Raw genomic sequence first — 25,193 nt, 5'->3', positions numbered from 1 at the left:
GCCCGCGGGGCGCTCATGCGTCCCAGTGCACGAGCTCCCAGCCGCCGGCCGCATCGTGCATGCGCAGCCACACGACGCCGCCGAACGGCACGGGCCGCGACAGCAGCGTGTCGAGCGGCACGTGCAGCACCTGCGACGCGAACGCGCGAATCACCCCCGCATGCGTGACGGCCCATTGCGGGGCACGGGTTTCCGCGGCTGAATCGACCGCGCGCGAAACCCGCGCGGCGAAGCGCGCCACGCTTTCGCCGCCATGCGCGCACGCATGCATCAGGTCGGCCGCCCATGCGTCGAGCGCGGCGCGGTCAATGTCGTCCCAGCGCTGCCCTTCCCACGCGCCGAAATCCATTTCCTGCCAGCACGCATCGCGCCGCAGCGGCACGCCGAGTGCCTGCGCGAGCGGCGCGCCGACCGACGCGCAGCGCACGAGCGGGCTCGACCACACGCATTGCGGCAGCGGCGCGCGCAGTTCGGCGAGACGCGCGCGCATCGCCTGCGCGCCGGCCTCGGCCGATGCGGCGAGCGGCACGTCGCTGCGCCCGTAGCACACGCCCGGCTCGACGCCGACCGCCGGATGCCGGATCAGGACGACGTCCATCCGAGCACCACCAGGTAGATCGCAAGTTCGCTCAGCTGCTGCGCGAAGCCGAGGCAATCGCCGGTATAACCGCCGATGCGCCGCACCAGATAGCGCGCGAGCCACGCGCGCAGCAGCACCAGCGCGGCGAGCGCCGCCACGCCCGCGCGCCAGTCCGGCCAGAACAGCCACGGCAGCCCGAACGCGGCCGCGACGCACGCCGCACGCGGCCCCATCCGCTGGGCGACCGGCTTCGCCTTGCCTTCGGGCCGCACGTAGTCGAGCGACATCAGCAGGCTCACCGCCGCCGCGCGGCTCGCGGCGTGCGCGGCAATCATCGTCCACGCGGCGCGCAGCGGCGGCAGCGCGGCGAGCGCCTGCCACTTCAGGCCGAGCGCGATCACGAGCGCGGCCGCGCCGAACGTGCCGATCCGCGAATCGTGCATGATGCGCAGCACGTCGTCGCGCGTATAGCCGCCGCCGAACGCGTCGCAGCTGTCGGCAAGGCCGTCCTCGTGGAATGCGCCGGTGGCGAGCAGCGTCGCGGCGATCGACAGGCCCGCCGCGATCGACGCGGGCAACGCGTGCAGCGCGGCGAGGTACACGAGCGCGCCCCACGCGCCGACGCACGCGCCAACGAGCGGGAAATAGCGCGCGGCCTGGTCGAGATCGCCGGCCGCATAGCCGATCGCGCGCGGCACCGGCACGCGCGTGAAATAGCCGAGCGCGACGAAGAAATAGCGCAGTTCGGCGCGCAGGCCGCTCGCGCGATCAGGCGTCACGATTGTCGACGCCCGCGGATTCGAAGCTCGCCATCTCGCTCATGAACGCGGCCGCCGCGCGCACGAGCGGCAGCGCGAGCGCCGCGCCCGTGCCCTCGCCGAGCCGCAGGTCGAGCGCGAGCAGCGGCTTCGCGCCGAAATGCTCGAGCATGCGCCGGTGCCCCGCCTCGTTCGACGTGTGCGAGAACACGCAGTAGTCGCGCACGGCCGGCGCGAGCCGCTCGGCAACCAGCAGCGCGGACGTCGCGATGAAGCCGTCGACGAGGATCGTCATCCGCTCGCTCGCCGCGGCGAGATACGCGCCCGTCATCATCGCGATCTCGAAGCCGCCGAACGTCGCGAGCACGTCGAGCGGCTCGGTCGCATCGGGGTGCTGCGCGAGCGCGCGTTCGAGCACTGCGCGCTTGTGTGCAAGGCCTGCATCGTCGAGGCCCGTGCCGCGGCCGACGCACGCGTCGAGCGGCACGCCGAGCAGCCGGCTCATCAGGCACGCGGCCGACGACGTGTTCGCGATCCCCATCTCGCCGAAGCCGATCACGTTGGTGCCGAGCGCCGCGTGATGACGCACGCGCGCTGCGCCGGCGGCGAGCGCGCCGAGCGCCTCGTCGCGCGTCATCGCCGGCTCGTGCGCGAAATTGCGCGTGCCGCGCGCGACCGGCAGCGCGATCAGCCGGTCCGATGCGGGCAGCGGCGACGCGACGCCCGCATCGACGATCTCGAGCACGCTCTGCGCGACGCCCGAGAACGCGTTGATCGCCGCGCCGCCGGCGAGGAAGTTCGCGACCATCTGCGCGGTCACGGCCTGCGGATACGGGCTCACGCCTTCGGCCGCGATGCCGTGATCGGCGGCGAACACGATCGTCGCCGGGCGCTGCACGAGCGGGCGCTCGGTGCGCTGGATCAGGCCCAGCTGCAGCGCCAGCGCCTCGAGCTGGCCGAGGCTGCCGGGCGGCTTGGTCTTGTGGTCGATCACGTGCTGCAGGCGCGCGCGCAGCGGTGCGTCGAGCGGGGTGATGTCGGGGAGGAAGTCGGTCGGGTTCATCGGAGGTTCGCCTCGTTGGCGCGGCAGGCGCCGCGCATCGAAAGAATGGAATTCATCGTCGCGGCGGCCACGCGGGCAGCAGCGCGTCGTGGCCGTCCTGGCGGATCAGCACCAGCGGATAGCCGAACGCGTCGCTCGCGCGCTCGGGGGTCAGCACGTCGTGCACGGGCCCGGCCCACGCGTGGCCGCGGCCGTCGAGCAGCAGCGCGTGCGTCGCGAAACGGCGCGCGAGATTCAGGTCGTGGCACGAGAACAGCACGGTGCGCGCCCCCGCGTCGAGCCATGCGCCCAGCGCGGTCAGGCAATCGATCTGGTGATGCAGGTCGAGATGCGCGAGCGGCTCGTCGAGCAGCAGCAGCGGCGCATCCTGGCACAAGGTGGCGGCCAGCGCGACGCGCTGCCGCTCGCCGCCGGACAGCGACAGCACGTCGCGCCCGGCGAACGCCGCGAGGCCGAAGGTCGCGAGCGCGTCGCGCGCGGCCGCGCGGTCGCCGTCGCGTTCCCAGCCCCAGCCGCCGAGATACGGGAAGCGGCTGAGCAGCACCGTGTCGAACACGGTTGCGCTGAACGCGTCGTGCAACTGCTGCGGCATCAGCGCGCGACGCCGCGCGAGCTGCTCGGGCGCCCAGTCGGCGAGCGGCCGGCCGTCGGCCTCCACGTGGCCGCCCGCCGGCGCATGCAGGCCCGCGAGGGTCGCGAGCAGCGTCGTCTTGCCGGCGCCGTTCGGCCCCGCGACGCACCAGATCTCGCCGGGCCGGAACGCCTGCGTGAAGCCGTCCAGCAGCGTGCGCGCGCCGGCCCGCAGCGTCAGGCCGACGGCCGCGCAGGCGATGCCGCCGGCATCGAGGGATCGGGTTGCGGTCATCGCATCGGTCTCCTCAGCAACATCCAGAGGAACACCGGCACGCCGATCAGCGCGGTCATCACGCCGACCGGCAATTGTGCGGGCGCGATCACGGTGCGCGCGAGCAGGTCGGCCGCCATCACGCCGCCGCCGCCCGCGAGCATCGCGGCGGGCAGCAGCATGCGCTGGTCGTTGCCGAACGCGAGACGCAGCGCATGCGGGACGACGAGGCCGACGAAGCCGATCGTGCCGGCCGTCGTCACCGCCGCGGCCGCGGCCAGCGACGCGACCAGGTAGATCCGCATGCGCAGCCGCGCGACCGGCACACCGAGCGCGAGCGCGGTCGCATCGCCGCGCAGCAGCACGTTCAGCTGCGGCGCGGCCGGCAGCGCGACGCATGCGGCCAACGCGAGCGCGCCCCACGCGAACCACGGCGCCGTGACGCCGTTCAGGTCGCCGGTCAGCCAGAAGATGATGCCGCGCAGCCGCGCGTCGGGCGCGAGCGACAGCAGCAGCGTGACGAGCGCGCCCCACCCGGCCGCGATCACGACGCCGGTGAGCAGCAGCCGCGGCGACGCGTCGCGCGGGTCGCCGCGCCACAGCTCGCGGCGCGCGAGGCCGAGCACGAGGCCGACCGACACGAGCGCGCCGGCGAATGCCGACGCATCGACGAGCCACCACGCGCCGCCCGCGATCATCGCCACCAGCGCGAAGCCGGCCGCGCCGCCCGACACGCCGAGCACGTACGGCTCGGCGAGCGGATTGCGCAGCAGCACCTGCAGCAGCGCGCCCGCGAGCGCGAGCAGCGCGCCGCAGCCGAAGCCCGCGAGCGCGCGCGGCAGGCGCAGCGTGCGGACGATGTCGGCGAACAGCGCGGCGTCGCCGCCCGCATGCGGGGCCAGCGACGCGAGCGCCTGCCACGGCGAGATCGGCACGCTGCCGATCGACAGCGACGCGACGAACAGCGCGGCGACCGCGGCCGCGAGCGCGGCCCAGATCGCGGCGGCGCGCGCGGCGCTCATGCGGCGGCCCGCATCGCGCCCGCCGGCTTGCCGCCCGCCCGCTTACTGCTGCTGCCAGCCGAGCGTGACGTAGGCGCCGCGCCGCGGCGTGTTGTATGCGTAGGCAAGCTCGTAGTCCTTGTCGAAGAGGTTGTCGATGCGCGCGCTGACGTACCACGCCTTCGTGATGTTGTAGCGCGCGGACAGGTTGACGAGCCCGTAGCCGCCGAGCCGCCCGCCGCCCGAATCGTTGCGCGCGCCGCTGACGAGCCACTCGCCGCCGACGCGCAATGGGCCGAACGGGTGGCTCGCCGACGCCGACGCAAACCGCCGCGCGCGGCGGTCCAGGTCCTGATTCTGCGTTTCGTTGACCGGATTCTGCAAGGTGCCGGCCACCCGCACGTCGGTTGCGCCGACGTGCCCCTGCCACGATGCCTCGAGCCCCTGCACCTTCGCGCGGCCGACGTTGCGCGCGACATAGAAGCCGCTGCGCGCGTCGGGCTGGTAGTCGATCAGGTTCGCGTAGCGGGTCTGGAACGCGGTGACGCGCACGACGCCCACTTCGTCGGACGCGTACTGCACCGCGGCCTCGACCGAGTGGCTGCGCTCGGGCTGGATCGACGCGTTGCCCGCGTTCGGGTAGTAGAGGTCGTTGAAGGTCGGCGCGCGAAACGCGCTCGAATAGCTCGCGGTGACCTTCCAGCGATCGGTGAGCTCGAGACCGTAGCCGAGATAGTAGGAATTCGCGCCGCCGAAATCCGAATACTGGTCGCGCCGCACGCTCGCCTGAAACTGCTGGCGGCCGACGCGCCCCGTATAGCCGAGCCAGCCGGAGTTCACGTGGCGCTGCGGCGCGGAATACACGTTCGACATGAACTGCTGGTCGAGACGCTCGTAGCCGGCCTGGATCGTGTGATCCTGCGCGATCCGGAAATCGTTCTGCCACGTGTACTGGCGGTTGTCGGTATTGAAGTGGTCGGTGTACGCGCCGTTCAGCTGCGTCTGGCTGCGATCGTTGCCCGCGGCGACACTGACGTGCGTCGTCCACCAGTCGAACAGCTTGCCGTTCGCGAACACGCGCGCCTGCTGCACGCGCGAATAGAGATTGTTCAGGTCGGCCGGCGCGCCGAATGCATTGTCGTAGCTGTTGTTGCCGTTCGCCTGGAAGTAGCTGACGCCCGCGTCCCAGCGCGCATCGAAGCGATGGCGCAGCGATGCGGTCACGCTCTCGTTGAGGTAGCCGTTCGCGTTCGGGTTCGCACTCGGCCGCTTCGCCGGGTCGAGCGCGGAGAAACCGTTGTCCTTCTCGCGCGCGACCGCCACGCTGAAGGTCGTCCTGCCGTCGCCGTCGAGCCGGCCCGACACGCCGGCCTGCTGCGTCTGCGTGCCGTAGCTGCCGAGGCCCACCGCGAAATTGAAGCGCGGCGGATGGTTGCCGCCGTCCTTCGTGAACACCTGCACGACGCCGCCGATCGCGCCCGAGCCGTACAGCGACGACACGTTGCCGTTCACGATCTCGACGCGCTGGATCTGGTCGAGCGGCAACTGGCTGAGCTGCGCGTTGCCGAGGCTCGCGGAGTCGACCCGCACGCCGTCGATCAGCACGAGCGACTGGTTCGACTGCGCGCCGCGCAGGAACAGCGACGCGTTCGCGCCCGGGCCGCCGTTGCGCACGATCTGCGCCCCCGGCGCGAACGCGAGCAGGGTCGGCAGATCGGCGCCGGGGTGCGCGGCGATGTCCTGCGCGTCGAACACGGTCGTTTGCGGAATCGCGTCGGCGAGCGCCTGCGGCGCGCGCTGCGCGGTCACCACCATCGGCGCGAGCAGCGGCGCGTCGGCGTGCCGCCCGGCGGCGGGTGCGGCGGAGTTGGAAGACGGGGTGTCGGCGGGGGCCGTCTGCGCGGCGGCCGCGAGCGGCAGCCCGCATAGCGCGCCGAGCGCGGTGCGGGCGATTGGGGTCAGCATCGAAGAAGTCCTGTGAACCGCAGCGCAGCCTGCTTCCCCGCGGGCCGCGCGTCACGGAGCCCGCGTGCGGGCTCCCCGCCTCGGCCGGTATCCGGGCTGGCGGCGTTCCGGCTCGCCTTCCCGCGCGAACAGCACGCGCAGTGGCCTGCGCCCGCGTGCATGTGGCACACGCCGAGCGCACCCGAGCCGGCCTGCATCGTCCGATGCGGCCGCTTACCGTTGCGGGGGCAGCGCAGGTTGGCGGCACGCTGCGGCGCCACGCCCTGCTTCCCGTTTAACCGCGCGTCGCACGCGCGAGCACCGAGGCGGCGCCAGTTTAGGAGCGGGCCGCGCGAGCGTCAAGAAAGCATCCGGCCGCACGCAAAACCGGCTCGCGATGCGCGCATTCGAGGCAAGAAGCGGGGGTGTTACGACTGGAAACGTTACAGATGTCGGAATGCGCGTTATTCCGCGCTAAAATGCTGGGTCTTTAGAGGACGCAGCAGATGCTCAACGAACTCGAAACCCTATCTCAAAATATTGGCCGACTGATCGCGCTGAATCAGCGCTATCACTCGGAACGACTCGCGCTCGAGGAGCAGGTCGCGCAATTGCGCGCGGAAACGGACACGGTGCGCAGCGAGCTCGCGCAACTGCGCGAGGAACGCAATGCGCTCGCGGAGGAACGCGACACGCTGTCGGCAAAGATCGACGACGCGCAGGTGAAGCTGAACGCGATTCTCGAGAAGCTGCCGCGCACGAAGAGCGTGGCGGAGGCCGACAACCAGCTCGACCTGCTGGATACGCAGGCGCGCACCGATCGCGACGACGCAGCCAGCCACGGAGAACACGCATGAGCACCAAGCAGATCGAAGTCTCGATTCTCGGCCAGGCCTATCGGCTTGCCTGTTCGGCCGAGACCGAAGCGGCGCTGCTGGAGGCGGTCGCGCGTGTCGACGCGGAAATGACGAAGATCCGTTCGAACAGCTCGGTGCGCGGCACCGACCGCATCGCGGTGATGGCGGCGCTGTCGCTCGCGTCGGAACTGCTGCGGCTGCAAACGAGCGTGCGTCACGGTGAAGCATTTCCGGCGGAAGAAATCCGGCGTACAATGCACCAGATGAACGAACAACTCGGTGCGGTGCTCGCACAGCACGAGACGCAGTAACCTCGAATCGAAGCGTCGATTTTCCTTGATCTCGACGGTCAACGGTGGTCAAATTGGCGCGTAGATTCACAGTTCAATCAGCTTCCCTGCCTGGTTCGCCAAGGTCATATATTCCTTGAACCAATGCCATGTGCACGGTTGCGGAAATTTGTAGCACGGGCGCGCGCGTCACTCTGTCTGATGTACCCGAAGTGCTGCTAACTGCGACCAATTCTGAACCCCAGGTTCAGGATGCCGGCCTAGCGGCTAAGGCGGGGGCCTATCCAACGGCATCGGGCAATTCCCGGTGCCGTTTCCTTTTGTAGCCGCCGCTGTTTGCAGCAGCCTCTTTCTGCGTCGATTACGATCCATGCAATTCTGGCTGATGAAGTCCGAACCGGACGAAGCGAGCATCGACGATCTCGCGAATGCGCCGCAGCGCACGCTGCCGTGGACGGGCGTGCGCAACTATCAGGCGCGCAATTTCATGCGCGACACGATGAAGATCGGCGACGGCGTGCTGTTCTATCACTCGAGCTGCCCCGAGCCTGGCATCGCGGGCCTCGCCGAAGTGTCGTCGACACCCTACCCCGACCCCACGCAGTTCGATCCGAAGAGTCCCTATTACGACCCGAAGTCGACGCGGGAAGCGCCGCGCTGGCTGCTCGTCGATGTGCGCTTCGTGAAGAAGGCGGCGCTCGTGCCGCTCGGCGCGCTGCGCGAATACGACGAACTCGCGGACATGCGCGTGCTCGCGAAAGGCAACCGGCTATCGATCACGCCCGTCACGCGCGCCGAATGGCGCTTCATCACCGAACGGCTGATGAAGTGAGCGCAAGCGGACGAACGTCAAATTTGGTCAGCGCAGCGCGGCCCGCCCGGAACTCGCGGCGCCCTCGCACGGCCTAAGCAACCGCTGCCGGCCGATCGGGCCGGCTGTCGTTTTTTTCGTCGCGCGGTCCGCCCGCGTCGCGCACGCGTGATCCGCGTGCGCGCCCTCGCACAAGGAGTCCAACAATGACCAAGAAATCCGCACTCGCGCTGTCGCTCGTTCTCGCTGCCGCCGTGCCCGTCGCGCTGACGCTCGCGTCGCCGGCCGCGCGCGCACAGGCCGTCAACCCGCACTTTCCGGAGCCGTCGGGCGTGCTGTCGCTGTCGTCGCAGGCGAGCGCCGAGGTGCCGCAGGACATCATCCACATCACGCTGTTCTACGAACAGCAGGCGAAGGACCCGGGCAGCCTGACGTCCGCGCTGAACCAGCGCGCCGATGCGGCGCTCGCCCAGGCGAAGGGCGTGTCGGGCGTCACCGCGCACACGGGCGCGTTCTCCGTCTATCCGAGCACCGATCGCGACGGCAAGATCTCCGCGTGGCGCGGCCGCACGGAGATCGTGCTCGAATCGCGCGATTTCGCCGCGGCATCGAAGCTCGCGGGCCAGCTGTCGAACCTGATGCAGATCGCAAACGTCGAGTTCTCGCTGTCGCCGGAAGCGCAGCGCGCGGCCGAGCAGAAGCTCACGACCGAAGCGATCAAGTCGTTCCGCGTGCGCGCCGACGAGGCCGCGAAGGCGTTCGGCTACAACAGCTATGCGATTCGCGACGTGAACGTCGGCGGCGGCCGCAACGTGCAGCCGTATCCGCGCATGATGGCGATGGCCGCCCCCGCGATGGACAGCGCGAAGATGAGCGCACCGATCGCGGTCGAAGGCGGCAAGGCGACCGTGTCGGTCACGGTCAACGGCTCGGTGCAGATGAAGTAACGCGCGCCGCAGCGCGAATGCAAGAACGCCGGCCCGAAGGCCGGCGTTTTTCGTTGATGCACGCGTCAATCGCGGGCCCGCATCACGCGGCCGCAGCGCGGCGGCGATAAGCCCAGACCATCATCAGGACGCCCGCGAGGATCATCGGCAGCGACAGCCACTGCCCCATCGACAGGTTGAGCGCGAGCAGGCCGAGGAAGTCGTCCGGTTCGCGCGCGAACTCCACCGTGAAGCGCGCGAGGCCATAGCCGATCAGGAACAGCGCGGACACCGCGCCCATCGGCCGCGACTTGCGCGCGAACAGGAACAGCACGAAGAACAGCACGACGCCTTCGAGCGCGATTTCATAGAGCTGCGAAGGATGGCGCGGCAGCATCTGGTACTGCATGAACACGTCGGTCAGGTGCCACTTCTCGACCAGCTCGGGATGCTTCGGCAGCCATGCCGCGTCGTCGCGCATCGCGCCCGGGAACAGCATCGCCCACGGCGAATTCGGATCGGTCACGCGGCCCCACAGCTCGCCGTTGATGAAGTTGCCGAGCCGGCCCGCCGCGAGCCCCGTCGGCACCATCGGCGCGACGAAGTCGGTGACCTCCAGCCAGTGGCGCTTGCGCTGCCATGCGAACAGCGCCATCGCGAGCGTCACGCCGAGAAAGCCGCCGTGGAACGACATGCCGCCCTCCCACACCTTGAAGATGTCGAGCGGGTGCGCGAGGTAATAGCTTGCCTTGTAGAACAGCACGTAGCCGAGGCGACCGCCGAGCACCGTGCCGAGCACGCCGTAGAACATCATGTCGTCGATGTCCTTCACGGTCCAGCCCTGCGCGGCCACATGCGGCAGCTTCAGGCGGATCCGGCCGACGACGATCGCCGCGATGAACGCGACGAGATACATGAGCCCGTACCAGCGCACGGCCAGCGGCCCGAGATGGATCGCAACGGGGTCGAAATTCGGGTGAATGATCATGGGTTAGCGGTGAAGTTTTCGAATGCGGTGCGACGGCATGCAAACGTGCCGCGCCGCGCGTTGGACGGCGCCGGTGCGCCATCGTTCGCGTCATGCGTGCGTATTTGCCTGCGCACGCACGATGTCGATGAAGCCGGCCAGCACCGGACTGACGTCGCCGGTGCGCCACACGAGGCCCGTCTCGACGACGGGCGCGCCGCCGGCGAGCGGCCGGTAGACCACGCCGGTGCGCCGCAGGTTACGCAGCGATTGCGGCACCAGTGCGACGCCCATGCCGGCCGACACGAGGCTGACGATCGTCTGCATCTGGATCGCCTCCTGGCCGATGCGCGGGGTCTCCCCCGCCGCACCGTAGCAGCCCGTAATGATGTCATAAAAGCCGGGCGCCAAACGGCGCGGGAAGATCACGAGCGGCAGCGCGGCGACGTCGGCGAGGCGCACCGGCACATCGTCGGACGCGTCCGGCGATCCCGTCGCGGGCATCGCCAGCACGAGCGGCTCGCGCACCACCGGCAGGTACGACAGCTCGGCCGCGTGGCGCGGCGGCACCGGCGGAATGATCAGCCCGGCATCGATGCGGCCCGCGACGAGCTCCTCGATCTGCACGTCGCTCGTCGCTTCCGCGAGCTGCAGGCGCACCCTCGGGTAGCGCGCGCCGAACGCGTGCAGCAGCGACGGCAGCAGCCCGTAATCGGCGGTCGACACGAACGCGAGCGCGAGCGAGCCGGTCTCGCCGCGCGCAAGGCTGCGCGCGAGCGGCGGCAGCGCGTCGGCCGCCTCGAGCAGCTTGCGCACGTCCGGCAGCAGCGCGGCGCCGACCGCCGTCAGCGCGACCGAGCGCTTGGTGCGGGCGAACAGCACGACGCCGAGCGCGTCCTCGAGCGCGCGGATCGCCTGCGACAGCGGCGGCTGCGTCATCGACAGGCGCGTCGCCGCGCGGCCGAAATGCCGCTCCTCGGCGACCGTGACGAAATAGCGCCATTGGCGCAGGTCGGGGGTTGGGTCAGTCATATGAAAATCGACCTAATAGGCGATGAATAATATATTGGACACCCCAAAAGGGAAACTGCATCCTTGCCTCATCCGGACCGGTGCGCCGCGCGCGGCCGCATCGGCCGACGTCCCCGCGAAACAAGGATGGAGCCCCCCATGCCCTACAACCGCCGCTCGAAGAACGTCACGCAAGGCGTGGCCCGTTCGCCGAACCGCTCGATGTATTACGCGCTCGGCTACCAGAAGGAAGACTTCGACAAGCCGATGATCGGCATCGCCAACGGCCATTCGACGATCACGCCGTGCAACGCGGGCCTGCAGCGCCTGTCCGATGCCGCGGTCGCGGCCGTGAAGGCCGCCGACGCGAACCCGCAGATCTTCGGCACGCCGACGATCTCGGACGGCATGTCGATGGGCACCGAAGGGATGAAGTACTCGCTCGTGTCGCGCGAGGTGATCGCCGACTGCATCGAGACCTGCGTGCAGGGCCAGTGGATGGACGGCGTGGTGGTGGTCGGCGGCTGCGACAAGAACATGCCGGGCGGCATGATCGCGCTCGCCCGCCTGAACGTGCCGGGCATCTACGTGTACGGCGGCACGATCCGCCCCGGCCACTGGAAGGGCAAGGACCTGACGATCGTGTCGTCGTTCGAGGCGGTCGGCGAGTTCACCGCGGGCCGGATGTCGCAGGAGGATTTCGAAGGGGTCGAACAGAACGCGTGCCCGACGACCGGCTCGTGCGGCGGCATGTACACCGCGAACACGATGAGCTCGTCGTTCGAGGCGCTCGGCATGTCGCTGCTGTATTCGTCGACGATGGCGAACCCGGACCAGGAAAAGGTCGACTCGGCGGCCGAATCGGCGCGCGTGCTGGTCGAGGCCGTGAAGCGCGACCTGAAGCCGCGCGACATCATCACGAAGCAGTCGATCGAGAACGCGGTGTCGCTGATCATGGCGACGGGCGGCTCGACCAACGCGGTGCTGCACTATCTCGCGATCGCGCATGCGGCCGAGGTCGAGTGGAGCATCGACGACTTCGAGCGCATCCGCAAGCGCGTGCCGGTGATCTGCGACCTGAAGCCATCGGGCCAGTACGTCGCGACCGACCTGCACCAGGCCGGCGGCATTCCGCAGGTGCTGAAGATCCTGCTCGACGCGGGCCTGCTGCACGGCGGCTGCATGACGATCACGGGCCGCACGCTCGCCGAGGAACTGAAGGACGTCGCAAGCGTGCCGCGCGCGGACCAGAAGGTGATCTACCCGATCGATCAGGCGCTGTACAAGGAAGGCCACCTCGCGATCCTGAAGGGCAACCTCGCGGAAGACGGCGCGGTGGCGAAGATCACCGGCCTGAAGAACCCGGTCATCACCGGCCCCGCGCGCGTGTTCGACGACGAGCAGAGCGCGATGGACGCGATCCTCGGCGACCGGATCAATGCGGGCGACGTGATCGTGCTGCGGTATCTCGGCCCGCAGGGCGGCCCGGGGATGCCCGAAATGCTCGCGCCGACGTCGGCGATCATCGGCAAGGGCCTCGGCGAATCGGTCGGCTTCATCACCGACGGCCGCTTCTCGGGCGGCACCTGGGGGATGGTGGTCGGCCACGTCGCGCCGGAAGCGTTCGTCGGCGGCACGATCGCGCTCGTGCAGGAAGGCGATTCGATCACCATCGACGCGCACGCGCTGCTGTTGCAGCTGAACGTCGACGACGCCGAACTGGCGCGCCGCCGCGCCGCGTGGAAACAGCCGGCGCCGCGCTACACGCGCGGCGTGCTCGCGAAGTTCGCGGCGCTCGCGCGCCCGGCGAACCAGGGCGCCGCGACCGGCTGACGCCGGGCCGGGCGCGCGAAAAACGCGCGCGCCCTTTGCTTTTATAATTTGCAGACGTCATGCCGGCTGTGCCTGCCGGCGGAGAACTGCATGAAACAGACGATTTTGCGCGCAACGATCCTGCCCCTGCTGCTCGGCAGCGCGGCGGCCCACGCCGCCGACGCCGACGGCCTGGCGCTCGCGCAGCGCAAGAACTGCATGGCCTGTCATGCGGTCGGCAAGCCGCTGATGGGCCCATCGTTCCGCGATATTGCCAGCAAGTACGCGCCGCGCAGCGACGCCGGCGACTATCTCGCCCAGACGATCGTGAAAGGCAGCGTCGGGGTATGGGGCAATGTGCCGATGCCCGCGAACACGCAACTGACGGGCGCCGAGGCGCACACGCTCGCAACCTGGGTGATGTCGCTCAGATAACGGCCGCCCCGCCAATGCCCGCAAACGGGCGCCGGCTCAGTCCGGATGCCCGGCCCCGCGGCGCGCGATCTCTTCGTCGACCGCGTCCCGCACCCACTCCATCACTTCGGTTTCGAGCGCCAGCGCCACCTCGCGCGTGATCTGGCTGACGAGCCATGCCGTATGGTCGTGCAGCGCATCGCGGCAGCGCGCCTCGATCGCCTCCCGCCCCGCTCCGGTCAGGTAGCTCGTCAGACGATTGCGCAGCCGCTCGGCGATGCGCTGCGCGTCTTCCGGCGTCAGCGCGGCCGGCGCGGGCGCAGGCGCCTGATGAACAGCCGCCGATGCGGCAAGCGCTGCCGCCGCCACGGCTTCCTGCTCACCGGCGACCGGATGGTCGGCACCGCCACGTGCCGGCAGTTCGACGGCCGGCACGTGCGGCGTCGGCACCGGCTCGACGGTCACCGTTTCGGGGTCGGCTTCGACTTCAGCCGGCCGCGTGTCGGCAGCCGCCGCGTCCGCGCGCGCCGGATCGCCCGGCGCGATCACGTCGGTGAGCACCGGGATTGCCGCGTCGTCGCGCGGGGTCGCGCCCGCACGCGGGTGCGCGCGCGCCGGATTGCCCGGCACCAGCACGTCGGTCAGCGTCGGGATGGAGTTGGATTCGGCTTGCCCCACGGGGATACTCCGTCGACTGGGTTGGCTAGCTGCCCTGCTTGTGGTTGTTCAGAGCGTAACCCCGATCGCGATAGAAGCGGTAGCGCTCGCGGCCCGCCGCCAGCTCGGCCGGCTCGTTGCCGACCACCTCGAGCAGCCGCTCGAAGCGCGCGAACTGCGCCGGCACCGTCGCGCCGAGATTCAGCAGCACCTGATGATGCGGCGCCTTGTCGAGATCGGTGGTCAGCACGATCGGCGTATCGGCCGCGTGCGCGCTGTCGACCCCGCAATGCGGGATGAAATCGAGCGGCGAGAACGTCCAGAGCCGCTCGTCGAGCGCGCGCAGGCGCGCGGGCTCGGCGAGCACGACGACCGGCAGCCCGGCCTGGTAGGCCTTGCGCAGCAGCCGGCACGCGTAGGCGAGCGAATCGCCGACGTTCGTGTGGAAATCGATCCGCGTCATTGCCCGAACGCCCGCCGCATCATCCGCCCCGCCATCACTGGCCGGCGCGGTCGATCAGGAACTGCGCGAGCAGCGGCACCGGACGCCCGGTCGCGCCCTTCGCGGCGCCGCCCTTCCACGCGGTGCCGGCGATGTCGAGGTGCGCCCACGGGTACTTCTCGGCGAAGCGCGACAGGAAGCACGCGGCCGTCACGGCGCCGGCCGGACGCCCGCCGATGTTCGCGAGATCCGCGAAGTTCGACTTCAGCTGGTCCTGGTACTCGTCGTCGAGCGGCATGCGCCATGCGGGGTCGTTCGCCTCGCGCGACGCGTCGAGCAGTTCGCCCGCCAGCGCGTCGTCCTTCGAGAACAGGCCGCTGTTGTGGCCGCCGAGCGCGATCACACAGGCGCCCGTCAGCGTCGCGACGTCGATCACCGCGGCCGGCTTGAAGCGCTCCGCGTAAGTGAGCGCGTCGCACAGGATCAGGCGGCCCTCGGCGTCGGTGTTCAGCACCTCGATCGTCAGCCCCTTCATGCTCGTGACGATGTCGCCCGGCTTGGTCGCGTTGCCGCCCGGCATGTTCTCGCAGGTCGGCACGACCGCGACGACGTTGATCTTCAGGCCCATCTCGGCGACCGCGCGGATCGTGCCGAGCACCGAGCCCGCGCCGCACATGTCGTACTTCATCTCGTCCATGCCCTCGCCCGGCTTCAGCGAGATGCCGCCCGTGTCGAACGTGATGCCCTTGCCGACCAGCACCACCGGCGCGGCCTTCGCGGCGGCGCCCTGGTAATGCAGCACGATGAACTGCGGCGGCTCGACCGACGCTCGCGCGACCGACAGGAACGAGCCCATCTTCAGCGCCTGGATCTGCTTCAGCCCGAGCACCTCGGCCTTCAGGCCCCAGTCCTTCGCGATCTGCTTCGCGGTGTTCGCGAGGTAGGTCGGCGTGCAGACGTTGCCCGGCAGGTTGCCGAGATCGCGGGTCAGATCCATCCCGTTGGCGAGCGCGACGGCCTGCTTGACCGCGACCTTCGCGGCCTTCTCGTCGGCCGGATCGACGCTGAACACGATGCGCTTGAGCGCATGCGACGCCGGTTCCGGCTTGCTCTTCAGCTGCGTGAAGCGATAGGTCTCGTTGCGCAGCGCGAGGATCGCCGCGCGCACGCCCCAGTCGGAACTGCGCTCGTCGACCGGCAGCTGGGCCAGCGTGAAGGTGACCTGAACGACCTTGGTCGCGAGCAGCGCGCGCCACGCGGCCGTCACCGCGTCGTTATAGGCTTTCTGGTTGAAAGCGTCCTGCTTGCCGAGGCCGACCAGCAGCACGCGCGATGCGCCGATGCCCGACACTTCGTGCAGGAACAGCGTCTTGCCGCGCTTGCCGTCCATGTCGCCGGCCTTCACGATGCGCGAGATCAGCCCCTTGGTGGCCGTGTCGATGTCGAGCGCCGCGCCCGACAGCGTCTGCGCCTCGAAGATGCCGAGCACGATGCAGTCGGACTTCCCGGTCAGGAACCCCTTCGACTCCCCTTTGCTCCAATCACAGCCTTTTATGCTAAAGTCCATCGCGCTTGTCCTCGGATAAAATCTGGGCTAAGGATGAAAGCCGCAATTATCCGCTATTTTTCCCGTGGCGGCGCGAACGCCCGCCCGCGCGAGCATCGCCTCCCGCCCTCTTCTCATCAAGAATGATCTTCGAACGCTCCCTCCAGCGCGAGCTTGCGTATACGGCTGGCGCCGTGTTCATGGTGCTGCTCACGATCATGCTCACGACGATGATGATCCGCATCGTCGGCTATGCCGCGTCCGGTGAAATCGACCCGAAGGACGTGCTCGTGCTGATCGGCCTGACCGTGATCGGCTACCTTGCCGTGATGCTCGTCGTCACGCTGTTCGTTTCGATCCTGTTCGTGCTGACCCGGTGGTACCGGGATTCCGAAATGGTGGTCTGGCTCGCGTCCGGCGTGAGCCTGACCCGCCTGATCAAGCCGATCGGCGTGTTCGCGACGCCGATCGTGCTGCTGATCGCGTTCTTCGCGTTCGTCGGCTGGCCGTGGTCGAACCAGCAGAGCAAGATGATCAAGGCGCGCTTCCAGCAGCGCGACGAGATCTCGCTGCTCGCGCCCGGCCAGTTCCGCGAATCGACGTCGAACCACCGCGTGTTCTTCATCGAGAAGATGGCGCCGGACCAGAGCAAGGTGCAGAACGTGTTCGTGACGTCGACCGAGAACGGCAAGGTCAACGTCGTCGTGTCGCAGACGGGCCACACCGAAACGATGAAGGACGGCGACCGCTTCGTCGTGCTCGAGAACGGCCGCCGCTACGACGGCACGCCCGGCCAGCCGAACTTCAAGATCATGGAGTTCGAGCGCTACGGCGTGAAGATCACGAGCAAGCCGGTGGTCAACGCGACCACCACCACCGGCATGCCGACGCCGGAACTCCTGCGCAACCCGACCCGCGAGAATCTCGCCGAATTCGCATGGCGCGCGGGCCTGCCGCTGATCGCGATCAACCTGATGGTGCTCGGCATCCCGCTCGCATACCAGAACCCGCGCCGCAGCCGCACGATCAACCTCGTGATGGCCGTGCTGATCTACCTGACCTACTCGAACCTGCTGAACGTCGTGCAGGCGCAGATCGAGCAGGGCAAGCTGCCGTTCGGCGTCGGCCTCGTCGGCCTGCACCTGATCGTCGCGGCGCTCGTCGGCGTCATCTTCTGGCTGCGGGTGCGCAACCGCCCGCTGTTTTCACGCGCGCTGTTCAGCCGCTCGACGGGAGCATGATCGATGCGGCTCTATGAAAAGTACTTTGCGCGCCAGATCTACGTCACGTTCGTCTTCATCCTGTTCGCGTTCTCGGGCCTGTTCTTCTTCTTCGACCTGATCAGCGAGCTGAATTCAGTCGGGCACGGCAACTACAAGTTCGGCTACGCGGTGCTGCGCGTCGCGCTGCAGACGCCGTCGCGCTTCTACGAGATCATCCCGGTCGCGGCGCTGATCAGCGCGATCTACGTGTTCGCGCAGATGGCCGCGAACTCGGAATTCACGATCTTCCGCGTGTCCGGCCTCGCGACCAACCAGGCGCTGCGCTCGCTGCTGAAGATCGGCGTGCCGCTCGTGATCCTCACCTACCTGATCGGCGAATTCGTCGGCCCGTACGCCGACCAGCTGTCCGAACGCGTGAGGCTGCAGGCGCTCGGCGCGTCGGTGTCGTCGAACTTCCAGTCCGGCGTGTGGGTGAAGGACACGCTCACGGCGGGCGACAACGGCGAGCCGGTCACGCGCTTCGTCAACGTCGGCAGCCTGTCGCCCGATTCGACGATCAGCAATGTGCGGATCTACGAATTCGACTCGAAATTCCAGCTGAAGAACCTGCGCATCGCGCAGACGGGCCGCTACGAGCCGCCCGGCCACTGGCTGCTGACGGGTGTCACCGAGACGGAGCTGACGCCGATCAAGCCGATCAGCGGCCAGCCCGCCGATGCGCTGAACCCCGTGTACCGGTCGCAGCAGGTCACGCTGCCGGAGTTCCGGATGCGCTCGGACCTGACGCCGCAGATCCTGTCGGTGCTGCTCGTGTCGCCGGAACGCATGTCGATCGTCAACCTGTTCCGCTACATCCAGCACCTGAAGGAAAACCAGCAGGACACGCAGCGCTACGACATCGCGTTCTGGCGCAAGCTGCTGTATCCGTTCGCGGTGTTCGTGATGCTGGTGCTGTCGCTGCCGTTCGCGTACCTGCATACGCGCGCGGGCGTGGTCGGCGTGAAGGTGTTCGGCGGCATCATGCTCGGCATGAGCTTCCAGCTGCTCAATACGCTGTTCTCGCACATCGGCACGCTGAACACGTGGCCTGCGCCGCTGACCGCGGCGCTCCCCGGCCTGCTCTACCTGGGGCTCGGCCTGTTCGCGCTCAAATGGGTCGACCGGCACTGAGCGCCGGCGCCGCGACGGAGTTCGACATGGGTACGCACGGTATCGTCCTGTTCGGCCACGGCGCCCGCGATCCGCGCTGGGCGGAGCCGTTCGAGCGGCTTGCCGCGCGGCTGCGGGCGGCTGCGCCCGCTGCGCCGGTTTCGCTCGCGTTTCTCGAACTGATGACGCCGTCGCTCGACACCGCGGTCGCCGCGCAGGTGGCGGCCGGCTGCACACGCATCACCGTGGTGCCGGTGTTCTTCGGCCAGGGCGGCCACGTCCGGCGCGACCTGCCGCAGCTCGTCGACGCGTGCCGCGCCGCGCATCCGGGCGTCGAGATCCGCTGCGCAACCGCGGTCGGCGAGGACGACGGCGTGCTCGATGCGATCGCGCGCTATTGCCTCGACCAGGCGAACGACACCGCATAGCGCGAACCGGCGCCACATAAAACAAAAGCGCTGGCAGCAAGCTGCCAGCGCTTTTTCGTTTCGGGCCGCCTTTGACGTCGGCGATGCACCGACGCGCGCCCTGCCCCGCTCAGGCCGCGTCGCGCATCGCCCCGTCGGCCTTCGCCGGCAGCGCGCGCTCGGCGAACGCATCGCCGATCATCAGCAGGCTCGGTTCGGCCGGATCGAGCCATGCCTGCGCGTCGCCCGCCGCCATCCCGCCGAGCGTCAGCGTGAGCGTGCGCTCGCGCGCGGTACTGCACGCCTCGACGATCGCCACCGGCGTGGCGGGCGCGCGGCCCGCGTCGATCAGTTCCTGCGCGATGCCGGGCGCGCTGTCGCGGCCCATGTAGTAGACGATCGAATCGGCGCGCGCCGCTTCGCGGATCTCGTCGCTGCCCGGCGCGCGGCTGTGCGTCGCGAACGCGACGCTGCGCGCGACGCCGCGCAGCGTCAGCGAGCGCTTCAGCGTCGCCGCGCCCGCCAGCGCCGCGGTGATGCCCGGCACGATCTCGTAGTCGATGCCGGCCGCCTCGAGCGCGCGCATCTCTTCGTCCGCGCGGCCGAACAGCATCGGATCGCCGCCCTTCAGCCGCACGACGCACGCATGCTCGCGCGCCGCGTCGACGATCTGCTTGTTGATGAAATGCTGCGCGCTCGAACGCTGGCCGCAGCGTTTGCCGACCGCGATCCGGCGCGCGTTCGGCGCGTAGTCGAGCATCGCGGGCTCGACGAGCGCGTCGTGCAGCACGACGTCGGCCTCGCCGAGCAGGCGCGCGCCGCGCACCGTGATGAGGTCCGCCGCGCCCGGCCCGGCGCCGATCAGATATACCTTGCCCATATTCATCGCTTCGCTTTCCTGCGCGCGTCGGCATCGGAGCGCGCCGCCCGACAGGCGGCGCGGTGTTCCGATTACGCCGAAAACGCCCGGATCATGCCTGCGGCGACCGTGTGGTGCGTCGCCTCGTCGATCAGCACGAACGCGCCCGTGCCCGGATGCGCATCGTACGTATCGCACACGATCGGCTTCTGCAGCGTCAGCGCGACGCGGCCGATGTCGTTCATCTTCAGCTCGTGACGGTCGGTCGCGTGCGACAGCGTGTGCACGTCGAGCACCTGCTTGACCGCGCCGATCTTCGCGAACACCGTGCTGGTGGTCTGCTTCAGCAGGTACTTGCGCTGCGGCGACAGCGGCGCGTCGTCGAACCAGCACAGATCCGCCTCGAGCTTCTTCGCCGGCGCGACCGGCTCGGACGGCGCGACGAACATGTCGCCGCGCGACACGTCGACGTCTTCCGCGAGGCGGATCGTCACCGTCTGGCCCGCGAACGCCTGGCCGACCGCCGCGGTGCCGCCCGGCACCGGCGCGATGATCTCGGCGACCGTCGCGGTGCGGTTCGACGGCAGCACGACGATCTCGTCGCCGACCTTCACTTCGCCCGACTCGATGCGGCCCATGTAGCCGCGGAAATCGTCGGCCGAGCTGCCGTCCTGGCGCGCGACCCACTGCACCGGGAAGCGCAGCGCGTCATGCGCCTGCGTCTCGACCGGCAGCGACTCGAGCACGTCGAGCAGCGGCTCGCCCGCGTACCACGGCATGCGCTCGCTCGCGCCGACGATGTTGTCGCCCTTGAGCGCCGACACCGGCACGAAGCGCACGTCGGCGAGGCCGAGCTGCTTCGCGAGCGCGACGTACGCGTCGCGGATCTCGTTGAAGCGCGCCTCGCTGTAGTCGACGAGGTCCATCTTGTTGATCGCGACGATCACGTGCTGCAGGCCGAGCAGCTTGACGATCGCGCTGTGGCGCTTGGTCTGCGGCAGCAGCTGCACGACGCCGTTCTCGACCGTGATGCGCGTCGCGTCGATCAGGACGATCGCCGCGTGCGCGGTCGACGCGCCCGTCACCATGTTGCGCGTGTACTGCTCGTGGCCCGGCGTATCGGCGATGATGAACTTGCGCTTCGCGGTCGCGAAATAGCGGTACGCGACGTCGATCGTGATGCCCTGCTCGCGCTCGGCTTCCAGCCCGTCGGTCAGCAGCGCGAGGTCGAGCTCGTCGCCGACCGTGCGCTTGTTCTTCGCGCGCGACAGCGCGGACAGCTGGTCGGACAGCACGGCCTTGCTGTCGTACAGCAGGCGGCCGATCAGCGTGCTCTTGCCGTCGTCGACGCTGCCCGCGGTGATGAAGCGCAGCACGCCGAGGTCTTCGTTGTTCTCGATGATGCTCATGATGTGAATGTCCTCGTGTGCTTCAGAAATAACCTTGCTTCTTGCGCGTTTCCATCGCGGCCTCGGACGCCTGGTCGTCCATCCGGGTCGCGCCGCGCTCGGTGATCTCGGTCACCGCCGTCTCGGCGATGATCTTCTCGAGGTCGTCCGCGTCGCTCTCGACCGGGCACGTGCAGCTGATGTCGCCGACCGTGCGGAAGCGCACCTGCGCGAGCTCGCTCGTCTCGCCCTCGCGCATCGGCGTGAGCGGCGTGACCGGCACGAGCAGGCCGTTGCGGCGCACGATCTCGCGCTGGTGCGCGTAGTAGATCGACGGCAGCTCGAGGTTCTCGCGGGCGATGTACTGCCACACGTCGAGTTCGGTCCAGTTCGAGATCGGGAACACGCGCAGGTGTTCGCCGTTGTGCAGGCGCGCGTTGTACAGGCTCCACAGTTCCGGGCGCTGCGCCTTCGGATCCCACTGGCCGAATTCGTCGCGGAACGAGAAGATGCGCTCCTTCGCGCGGGCCTTCTCTTCGTCGCGGCGCGCGCCGCCGATCATCGCGGTGTAGCCGTGCTGCTCGATCGTCTCGAGCAGCGTGACGGCCTGCGCGGCGTTGCGCGAATCGGTCTCGCGGCGCAGCACGACGGTGCCGCGCTTGATCGAATCCTCGACGTGGCCGACCACCAGCTCGGCGCCGATCTCCTTCGCGCGGCGGTCGCGGAAGTCGATCACTTCGTCGTAGTTGTGGCCCGTGTCGATGTGCACGAGCGGGAACGGCAGCGACGTCTTGCGGTTCGCGCCGAGGCCGAACGCCTTCAGCGCGAGATGCAGCACGACGACCGAATCCTTGCCGCCCGAGAACAACAGCGCCGGCTTGCTGCACTCGGCGACGAGCTCGCGCAGGATGTGGATCGACTCGGCTTCGAGCCAGTCGAGGTGGCCCATGCGGCCGGCGTCGCCGGTGGGCGAGGCAAAGGCGGATTGCTCGAGCGTCGTGCTCATGGTTTCAGTCCTTCTCTTCTGGGTTCGTGCCGCCCGCTTTCGCGGGCGGCGCAATATTCTGTCTTGTATCGCTCAGTGCGCGGCGCTTGCGCCGGCCGTCGCGGGAATCGGCGTGATCGTGATGTGCAGGCCGCATTCCTTCGTATCGCGCGATTCCCACCACCAGCGGCCCGCGCGGCTGTCCTCGCCGGGACGGATCGCGCGCGTGCAGGGCTCGCAGCCGATGCTCGGGTAGCCGCGCGCATGCAGCGGGTTGACCGGCACGTCGAACGCCTTCAGGTACGCCCACACGTCGTCCTCGGTCCAGTCGGCGAGCGGATTGTACTTCGCGATGCCGCGCGCCTCGTCCTGCTCTTCCTCGTGCAGCTCCGCGCGCGTGACCGACTGCTCGCGGCGCTGGCCGGTGACCCACGCATCGACGTCGGCGAGCGCGCGGTTCAGCGGCTCGACCTTGCGGATGTGGCAGCACGACTTGCGCAGCTCGACGCTTTCGTAGAACGCGTTCAGGCCATGGTCGGCGACGTACTGGTCGACCGCGTCCTGCCGCGGATGGAACTGCTCGATCTCGTAGCCGTAGCGTTCGCGCACGCGGTCGATCATGCCGAGCGTCTCCGCGTGCAGGCGGCCCGTGTTCAGCGAGAAGATGCCGATCGACACGCCCTTCGACAGGATCGCGTGCGTAACGAGCATGTCCTCGGCCGCGAGGCTGCTCGCGAACTTCACGTTCGGATGGCGCGCGGCGATCTGCGCGAGCAGCGCGTCGAGCCGCTCGACCTTCGCGGCGAGCGCCGGCGTCAGGGTGGCGTGGGCGTCGCTCATGCGCTCACCTTCGCGTCGGGCGTCGCCGCGCCGCGGCGGCGGAACAGCGGCGCCGGCTCGTCGAACGCGCCCTGGTAGCGCTGCGAGAACTCGCCGAATGCGTTCAGCGCGTCGTGGATGTCCTTGTCCGCGCGCACCGCGAACGCATCGAAGCCGACCCGCGACATGTACAGCAGCTGGTCGCGCAGCACGTCGCCGATCGCGCGCAGCTCGCCCGTCCAGCCGTGGCGCTCGCGCAGCAGGCGCGCGATGCTGTAGCCGCGGCCGTCCGCGAAGCGCGGGAACTCGACGGCGATCAGCGAGATCGCGCCGAAGTCGGCCGCGAGATCGGCCGGTTCGCTGTCCGGCGCGAGCCACACGCCGAGTTCGTCCTTCGTCTTTGCGGCGACCAGCGCCGCGCGCTCGGCCTGCCACAACGCGAACGGCACCAGCACCTTGCCGGCCGGCAACGCGTCGACCGCGGGCAGTGCGCCGTCTTCCGCCGCGCGCACGACCTGCCATGCATCGTCGATCACTGCGCGGTTCTTGATAATCGAAGCCATCTGCTAATTCCTTCTACCCGGTTGGTTACGCGTTCACTGCCTGGCGCGCCGCATACACGCGCTCCTTGAACGGCGCGATGCCGATGCGATCGTACGTGTCGACGAAGCGCTCGCCGTCGATGCGCGACTCGACGAACGTGTCGATCAGCTTCGCGATCACGTCCGGCACTTCCTCCGCCGAGAACGACGGGCCGATCACGCGGCCGAGGCGCGCGCCGTCGTGGCCCGTGCCCTGCTCGCCGCCGAGCGACACCTGGTACCACTCGGCGCCGTCCTTGTCGACGCCGAGAATGCCGATGTTGCCGACGTGGTGATGGCCGCACGAGTTCATGCAACCGGAAATGTTCAGCGACAGGTCGCCGAGGTCGTACACGAAATCGAGATCGTCGAAGCGCTGCTGGATCGCCAGCGCGATCGGGATCGACTTCGCATTCGCGAGCGAGCAGAAGTCGCCGCCCGGGCACGCGATGATGTCGGTCAGCAGGCCGACGTTCGGCGTCGCGAAGCCGGCGGCCTTCGCCTTTTCCCACACCGCGAACAGGTCGCGCTTCTTCACGTTCGCGAGGATCAGGTTCTGCTCGTGCGACACGCGCAGCTCGCCGAACGAGTAGGCATCCGCCCAGTCGGCGACCTGCTCCATCTGCGCGTCGGTCGCATCGCCCGGCGCGACGCGATGGTTCTTCAGCGACAGCGTGACGGCCGCGTAGCCCGGCACCTTGTGCGGCGCGACGTTGCGCTCGACCCAGCGCGAGAACGCCTTGTTCTCGAGCAGGTGCTGCTCGTACGACGCGTCGGTGTCGGCGAGCTTCTCGTAGACCGGCGGCTGGAAGTACTGCGACACGCGGTCGACTTCCGCCTGCGTGAGCGTCGACGGGCCGTCCTTCAGGTGCTGCCACTCCTCCTCGACCTGCTGCGCGAACTTCGCCGGCGACAGCGCCTTCACGAGGATCTTGATGCGCGCCTTGTAGAGGTTGTCGCGGCGGCCGTAGCGGTTGTACACGCGCAGCACGGCTTCGCAGTAGGTCAGCAGGTGCTGCCACGGCAGGTCTTCCTTGATCACCGCGCCGATGATCGGCGTGCGGCCGAGGCCGCCGCCCGCGAGGATGCTCGCGACGATTTCGCCCTGCGCGTTCTTCTTCAGGTACACGCCGAGGTCGTGGATCTGCACGGCCGCGCGGTCGTCCTTCGAGCCGGACACCGCGATCTTGAACTTGCGCGGCAGCCACGCGAACTCGGGGTGGAACGTCGACCACTGGCGGAGGATTTCCGACCACGGGCGCGGATCGATCTCCTCGTCTTGAGCGACGCCCGCGAACTGGTCGGCCGTGATGTTGCGGATGCAGTTGCCCGACGTCTGGATGCCGTGCATCTGCACCGACGCGAGCTTCGCGAGGATCTCGGGCGTCTCCTCGAGCTTGATCCAGTTGAACTGGATGTTCGAGCGGGTCGAGAAGTGGCCGTAGCCGCGGTCGTGCTCGCGCGCGATGCGGGCCAGCATCCGCAGCTGGTCGCTGCGCAGGTTGCCGTACGGAATCGCGATGCGGTGCATGTATGCGTGACGCTGCATGTACAGGCCGTTCTGCAGGCGCAGCGGGCGGAACTCGTCTTCGCTCAACTCGCCCGACAAGCGGCGGCGCACCTGGTCGCGGTACTGCGCGACGCGCTCGTCGACGATCGTCTGGTCGTATTGGTCGTACTGATACATTCGGGGACCCCAGGGTTTTCGTGTTGACCGCGCGACGTCCTAGCCACGCCGCGCCCGAATCTCCGTTTCGCCGCCGCGCCGGGCCATCATCGGCGGCCCGGTGGATTGCTAATGACGAAAACAGATATCCATATTTGAAAAACTCCGGTGAATCGTAATAAACTCGCCTTAT

General features: G+C 68.9%; 26 protein-coding genes, 1 other RNA gene and 1 riboswitch. Of the genes, 10 read left to right on the top strand and 17 right to left on the bottom strand.

The window, feature by feature from the left end:
- Positions 1-13 precede the first annotated feature (13 nt).
- From cobC to ABFO07_RS06225, 6 genes are read right to left on the bottom strand one after another with little or no spacing between them, the layout of a single operon-like run.
- On the bottom strand, positions 14-598 hold the full coding sequence (gene cobC / locus ABFO07_RS06250; RefSeq protein ID WP_060149702.1) for an alpha-ribazole phosphatase: 585 nt from the start codon (positions 596-598) through the stop codon (positions 14-16).
- Complete coding sequence (locus ABFO07_RS06245; RefSeq protein ID WP_059996060.1) at positions 583-1,359, bottom strand: adenosylcobinamide-GDP ribazoletransferase; 777 nt, start codon at positions 1,357-1,359, stop codon at positions 583-585. Before ABFO07_RS06245 ends, cobC begins: the two co-directional genes overlap by 16 nt.
- Positions 1,349-2,401, bottom strand: coding sequence for a nicotinate-nucleotide--dimethylbenzimidazole phosphoribosyltransferase (gene cobT / locus ABFO07_RS06240; protein ID WP_059958289.1), 1,053 nt, complete (start codon positions 2,399-2,401; stop codon positions 1,349-1,351). Before cobT ends, ABFO07_RS06245 begins: the two co-directional genes overlap by 11 nt.
- A gap of 52 nt (positions 2,402-2,453) precedes the next feature.
- The gene (locus ABFO07_RS06235) at positions 2,454-3,266 is read right to left on the bottom strand and encodes an ABC transporter ATP-binding protein (protein ID WP_347468555.1); all 813 of its coding nucleotides are present in this window, start codon (positions 3,264-3,266) and stop codon (positions 2,454-2,456) included.
- Positions 3,263-4,267, bottom strand: a complete 1,005-nt coding sequence (locus tag ABFO07_RS06230) for a FecCD family ABC transporter permease (protein ID WP_322238893.1) — start codon at positions 4,265-4,267, stop codon at positions 3,263-3,265. Before ABFO07_RS06230 ends, ABFO07_RS06235 begins: the two co-directional genes overlap by 4 nt.
- Positions 4,268-4,309: 42 nt before the next feature.
- Positions 4,310-6,211 carry a TonB-dependent receptor plug domain-containing protein gene (locus tag ABFO07_RS06225; RefSeq protein ID WP_347468554.1) on the bottom strand — a complete coding sequence of 634 codons (1,902 nt, stop codon included), beginning with the start codon at positions 6,209-6,211 and terminating at the stop codon, positions 4,310-4,312.
- A 65-nt stretch (positions 6,212-6,276) separates the two neighbouring features.
- A riboswitch (cobalamin riboswitch) is annotated at positions 6,277-6,531 on the bottom strand.
- 165 nt (positions 6,532-6,696) lie between these two features.
- Between ABFO07_RS06225 and ABFO07_RS06220 the strand changes: the two genes are divergently transcribed.
- The 5 genes from ABFO07_RS06220 (at position 6,697) to ABFO07_RS06200 (ending at position 9,095) form a co-directional block, all read left to right on the top strand.
- Positions 6,697-7,047 carry a hypothetical protein gene (locus ABFO07_RS06220; protein WP_059564434.1) on the top strand — a complete coding sequence of 117 codons (351 nt, stop codon included), beginning with the start codon at positions 6,697-6,699 and terminating at the stop codon, positions 7,045-7,047.
- On the top strand, positions 7,044-7,358 hold the full coding sequence (locus ABFO07_RS06215) for a cell division protein ZapA (RefSeq protein WP_059564433.1): 315 nt from the start codon (positions 7,044-7,046) through the stop codon (positions 7,356-7,358). The genes ABFO07_RS06220 and ABFO07_RS06215 overlap by 4 nt, the downstream gene beginning before the upstream one ends.
- Before the next feature lie 80 nt (positions 7,359-7,438).
- Positions 7,439-7,620, top strand: a non-coding RNA gene (gene ssrS / locus ABFO07_RS06210) — 6S RNA.
- Between the two features lie 87 nt (positions 7,621-7,707).
- Complete coding sequence (locus ABFO07_RS06205; protein ID WP_059564432.1) at positions 7,708-8,169, top strand: EVE domain-containing protein; 462 nt, start codon at positions 7,708-7,710, stop codon at positions 8,167-8,169.
- A 185-nt stretch (positions 8,170-8,354) separates the two neighbouring features.
- Complete coding sequence (locus ABFO07_RS06200; RefSeq protein ID WP_059810718.1) at positions 8,355-9,095, top strand: SIMPL domain-containing protein; 741 nt, start codon at positions 8,355-8,357, stop codon at positions 9,093-9,095.
- 82 nt (positions 9,096-9,177) lie between these two features.
- Here the strand turns inward: ABFO07_RS06200 and lgt are convergent, their stop codons facing one another.
- On the bottom strand, positions 9,178-10,062 hold the full coding sequence (lgt, locus tag ABFO07_RS06195; RefSeq protein ID WP_059564430.1) for a prolipoprotein diacylglyceryl transferase: 885 nt from the start codon (positions 10,060-10,062) through the stop codon (positions 9,178-9,180).
- 90 nt (positions 10,063-10,152) lie between these two features.
- Positions 10,153-11,073 (bottom strand): LysR substrate-binding domain-containing protein, encoded by a 921-nt coding sequence (locus tag ABFO07_RS06190; protein WP_059564429.1) that lies wholly within the window; start codon positions 11,071-11,073, stop codon positions 10,153-10,155.
- A 138-nt stretch (positions 11,074-11,211) separates the two neighbouring features.
- Here ABFO07_RS06190 and ilvD point away from each other — a divergent pair, with 138 nt between their 5' ends.
- Positions 11,212-12,885: a dihydroxy-acid dehydratase gene (gene ilvD / locus ABFO07_RS06185; RefSeq protein ID WP_059810716.1), complete on the top strand. Its 1,674-nt coding sequence runs from the start codon at positions 11,212-11,214 to the stop codon at positions 12,883-12,885.
- 90 nt (positions 12,886-12,975) lie between these two features.
- Complete coding sequence (locus ABFO07_RS06180) at positions 12,976-13,299, top strand: c-type cytochrome (protein ID WP_060017568.1); 324 nt, start codon at positions 12,976-12,978, stop codon at positions 13,297-13,299.
- Between the two features lie 36 nt (positions 13,300-13,335).
- On the opposite strand, the gene ABFO07_RS06175 is transcribed toward ABFO07_RS06180, so the two are convergent.
- Genes ABFO07_RS06175 through ABFO07_RS06165 form a run of 3 tightly spaced genes read right to left on the bottom strand, consistent with a single transcriptional unit; the run spans position 13,336 to position 15,944 of the window.
- The gene (locus ABFO07_RS06175) at positions 13,336-13,956 is read right to left on the bottom strand and encodes a DUF2486 family protein (RefSeq protein ID WP_059810715.1); all 621 of its coding nucleotides are present in this window, start codon (positions 13,954-13,956) and stop codon (positions 13,336-13,338) included.
- A gap of 25 nt (positions 13,957-13,981) precedes the next feature.
- Positions 13,982-14,398: a DNA polymerase III subunit chi gene (locus ABFO07_RS06170; protein ID WP_017333905.1), complete on the bottom strand. Its 417-nt coding sequence runs from the start codon at positions 14,396-14,398 to the stop codon at positions 13,982-13,984.
- Positions 14,399-14,432: 34 nt separating this feature from the next.
- Complete coding sequence (locus ABFO07_RS06165; RefSeq protein WP_059564425.1) at positions 14,433-15,944, bottom strand: leucyl aminopeptidase; 1,512 nt, start codon at positions 15,942-15,944, stop codon at positions 14,433-14,435.
- 122 nt (positions 15,945-16,066) lie between these two features.
- Here ABFO07_RS06165 and lptF point away from each other — a divergent pair, with 122 nt between their 5' ends.
- Genes lptF through ABFO07_RS06150 form a run of 3 tightly spaced genes read left to right on the top strand, consistent with a single transcriptional unit; the run spans position 16,067 to position 18,723 of the window.
- The gene (gene lptF / locus ABFO07_RS06160; RefSeq protein ID WP_059564424.1) at positions 16,067-17,164 is read left to right on the top strand and encodes an LPS export ABC transporter permease LptF; all 1,098 of its coding nucleotides are present in this window, start codon (positions 16,067-16,069) and stop codon (positions 17,162-17,164) included.
- A 3-nt stretch (positions 17,165-17,167) separates the two neighbouring features.
- Complete coding sequence (gene lptG, locus ABFO07_RS06155) at positions 17,168-18,316, top strand: LPS export ABC transporter permease LptG (protein ID WP_059564423.1); 1,149 nt, start codon at positions 17,168-17,170, stop codon at positions 18,314-18,316.
- A 26-nt stretch (positions 18,317-18,342) separates the two neighbouring features.
- Positions 18,343-18,723, top strand: a complete 381-nt coding sequence (locus ABFO07_RS06150) for a sirohydrochlorin chelatase (RefSeq protein WP_059884027.1) — start codon at positions 18,343-18,345, stop codon at positions 18,721-18,723.
- 109 nt (positions 18,724-18,832) lie between these two features.
- On the opposite strand, the gene cobA is transcribed toward ABFO07_RS06150, so the two are convergent.
- The 6 genes from cobA to ABFO07_RS06120 all read right to left on the bottom strand — a co-directional run bounded on the left by cobA (position 18,833) and on the right by ABFO07_RS06120 (position 25,021).
- The gene (gene cobA / locus ABFO07_RS06145) at positions 18,833-19,582 is read right to left on the bottom strand and encodes a uroporphyrinogen-III C-methyltransferase (protein ID WP_059922706.1); all 750 of its coding nucleotides are present in this window, start codon (positions 19,580-19,582) and stop codon (positions 18,833-18,835) included.
- A 71-nt stretch (positions 19,583-19,653) separates the two neighbouring features.
- Positions 19,654-20,970, bottom strand: coding sequence for a sulfate adenylyltransferase subunit 1 (locus ABFO07_RS06140; protein ID WP_059883996.1), 1,317 nt, complete (start codon positions 20,968-20,970; stop codon positions 19,654-19,656).
- 22 nt (positions 20,971-20,992) lie between these two features.
- Positions 20,993-21,955 carry a sulfate adenylyltransferase subunit CysD gene (gene cysD / locus ABFO07_RS06135; RefSeq protein ID WP_059564420.1) on the bottom strand — a complete coding sequence of 321 codons (963 nt, stop codon included), beginning with the start codon at positions 21,953-21,955 and terminating at the stop codon, positions 20,993-20,995.
- A 72-nt stretch (positions 21,956-22,027) separates the two neighbouring features.
- On the bottom strand, positions 22,028-22,774 hold the full coding sequence (locus tag ABFO07_RS06130; protein WP_347468553.1) for a phosphoadenylyl-sulfate reductase: 747 nt from the start codon (positions 22,772-22,774) through the stop codon (positions 22,028-22,030).
- Positions 22,771-23,316 (bottom strand): DUF934 domain-containing protein, encoded by a 546-nt coding sequence (locus tag ABFO07_RS06125; protein ID WP_059564418.1) that lies wholly within the window; start codon positions 23,314-23,316, stop codon positions 22,771-22,773. Before ABFO07_RS06125 ends, ABFO07_RS06130 begins: the two co-directional genes overlap by 4 nt.
- A 25-nt stretch (positions 23,317-23,341) precedes the next feature.
- Positions 23,342-25,021, bottom strand: coding sequence for a nitrite/sulfite reductase (locus tag ABFO07_RS06120; RefSeq protein WP_059810712.1), 1,680 nt, complete (start codon positions 25,019-25,021; stop codon positions 23,342-23,344).
- Positions 25,022-25,193 lie beyond the last annotated feature (172 nt).

Origin of the sequence: Burkholderia stagnalis (genome assembly GCF_039848545.1) — a bacterium.
GTDB classification, from domain to species: domain Bacteria; phylum Pseudomonadota; class Gammaproteobacteria; order Burkholderiales; family Burkholderiaceae; genus Burkholderia; species Burkholderia stagnalis.
This window is presented reverse-complemented; position numbering and strand designations above follow the sequence as displayed.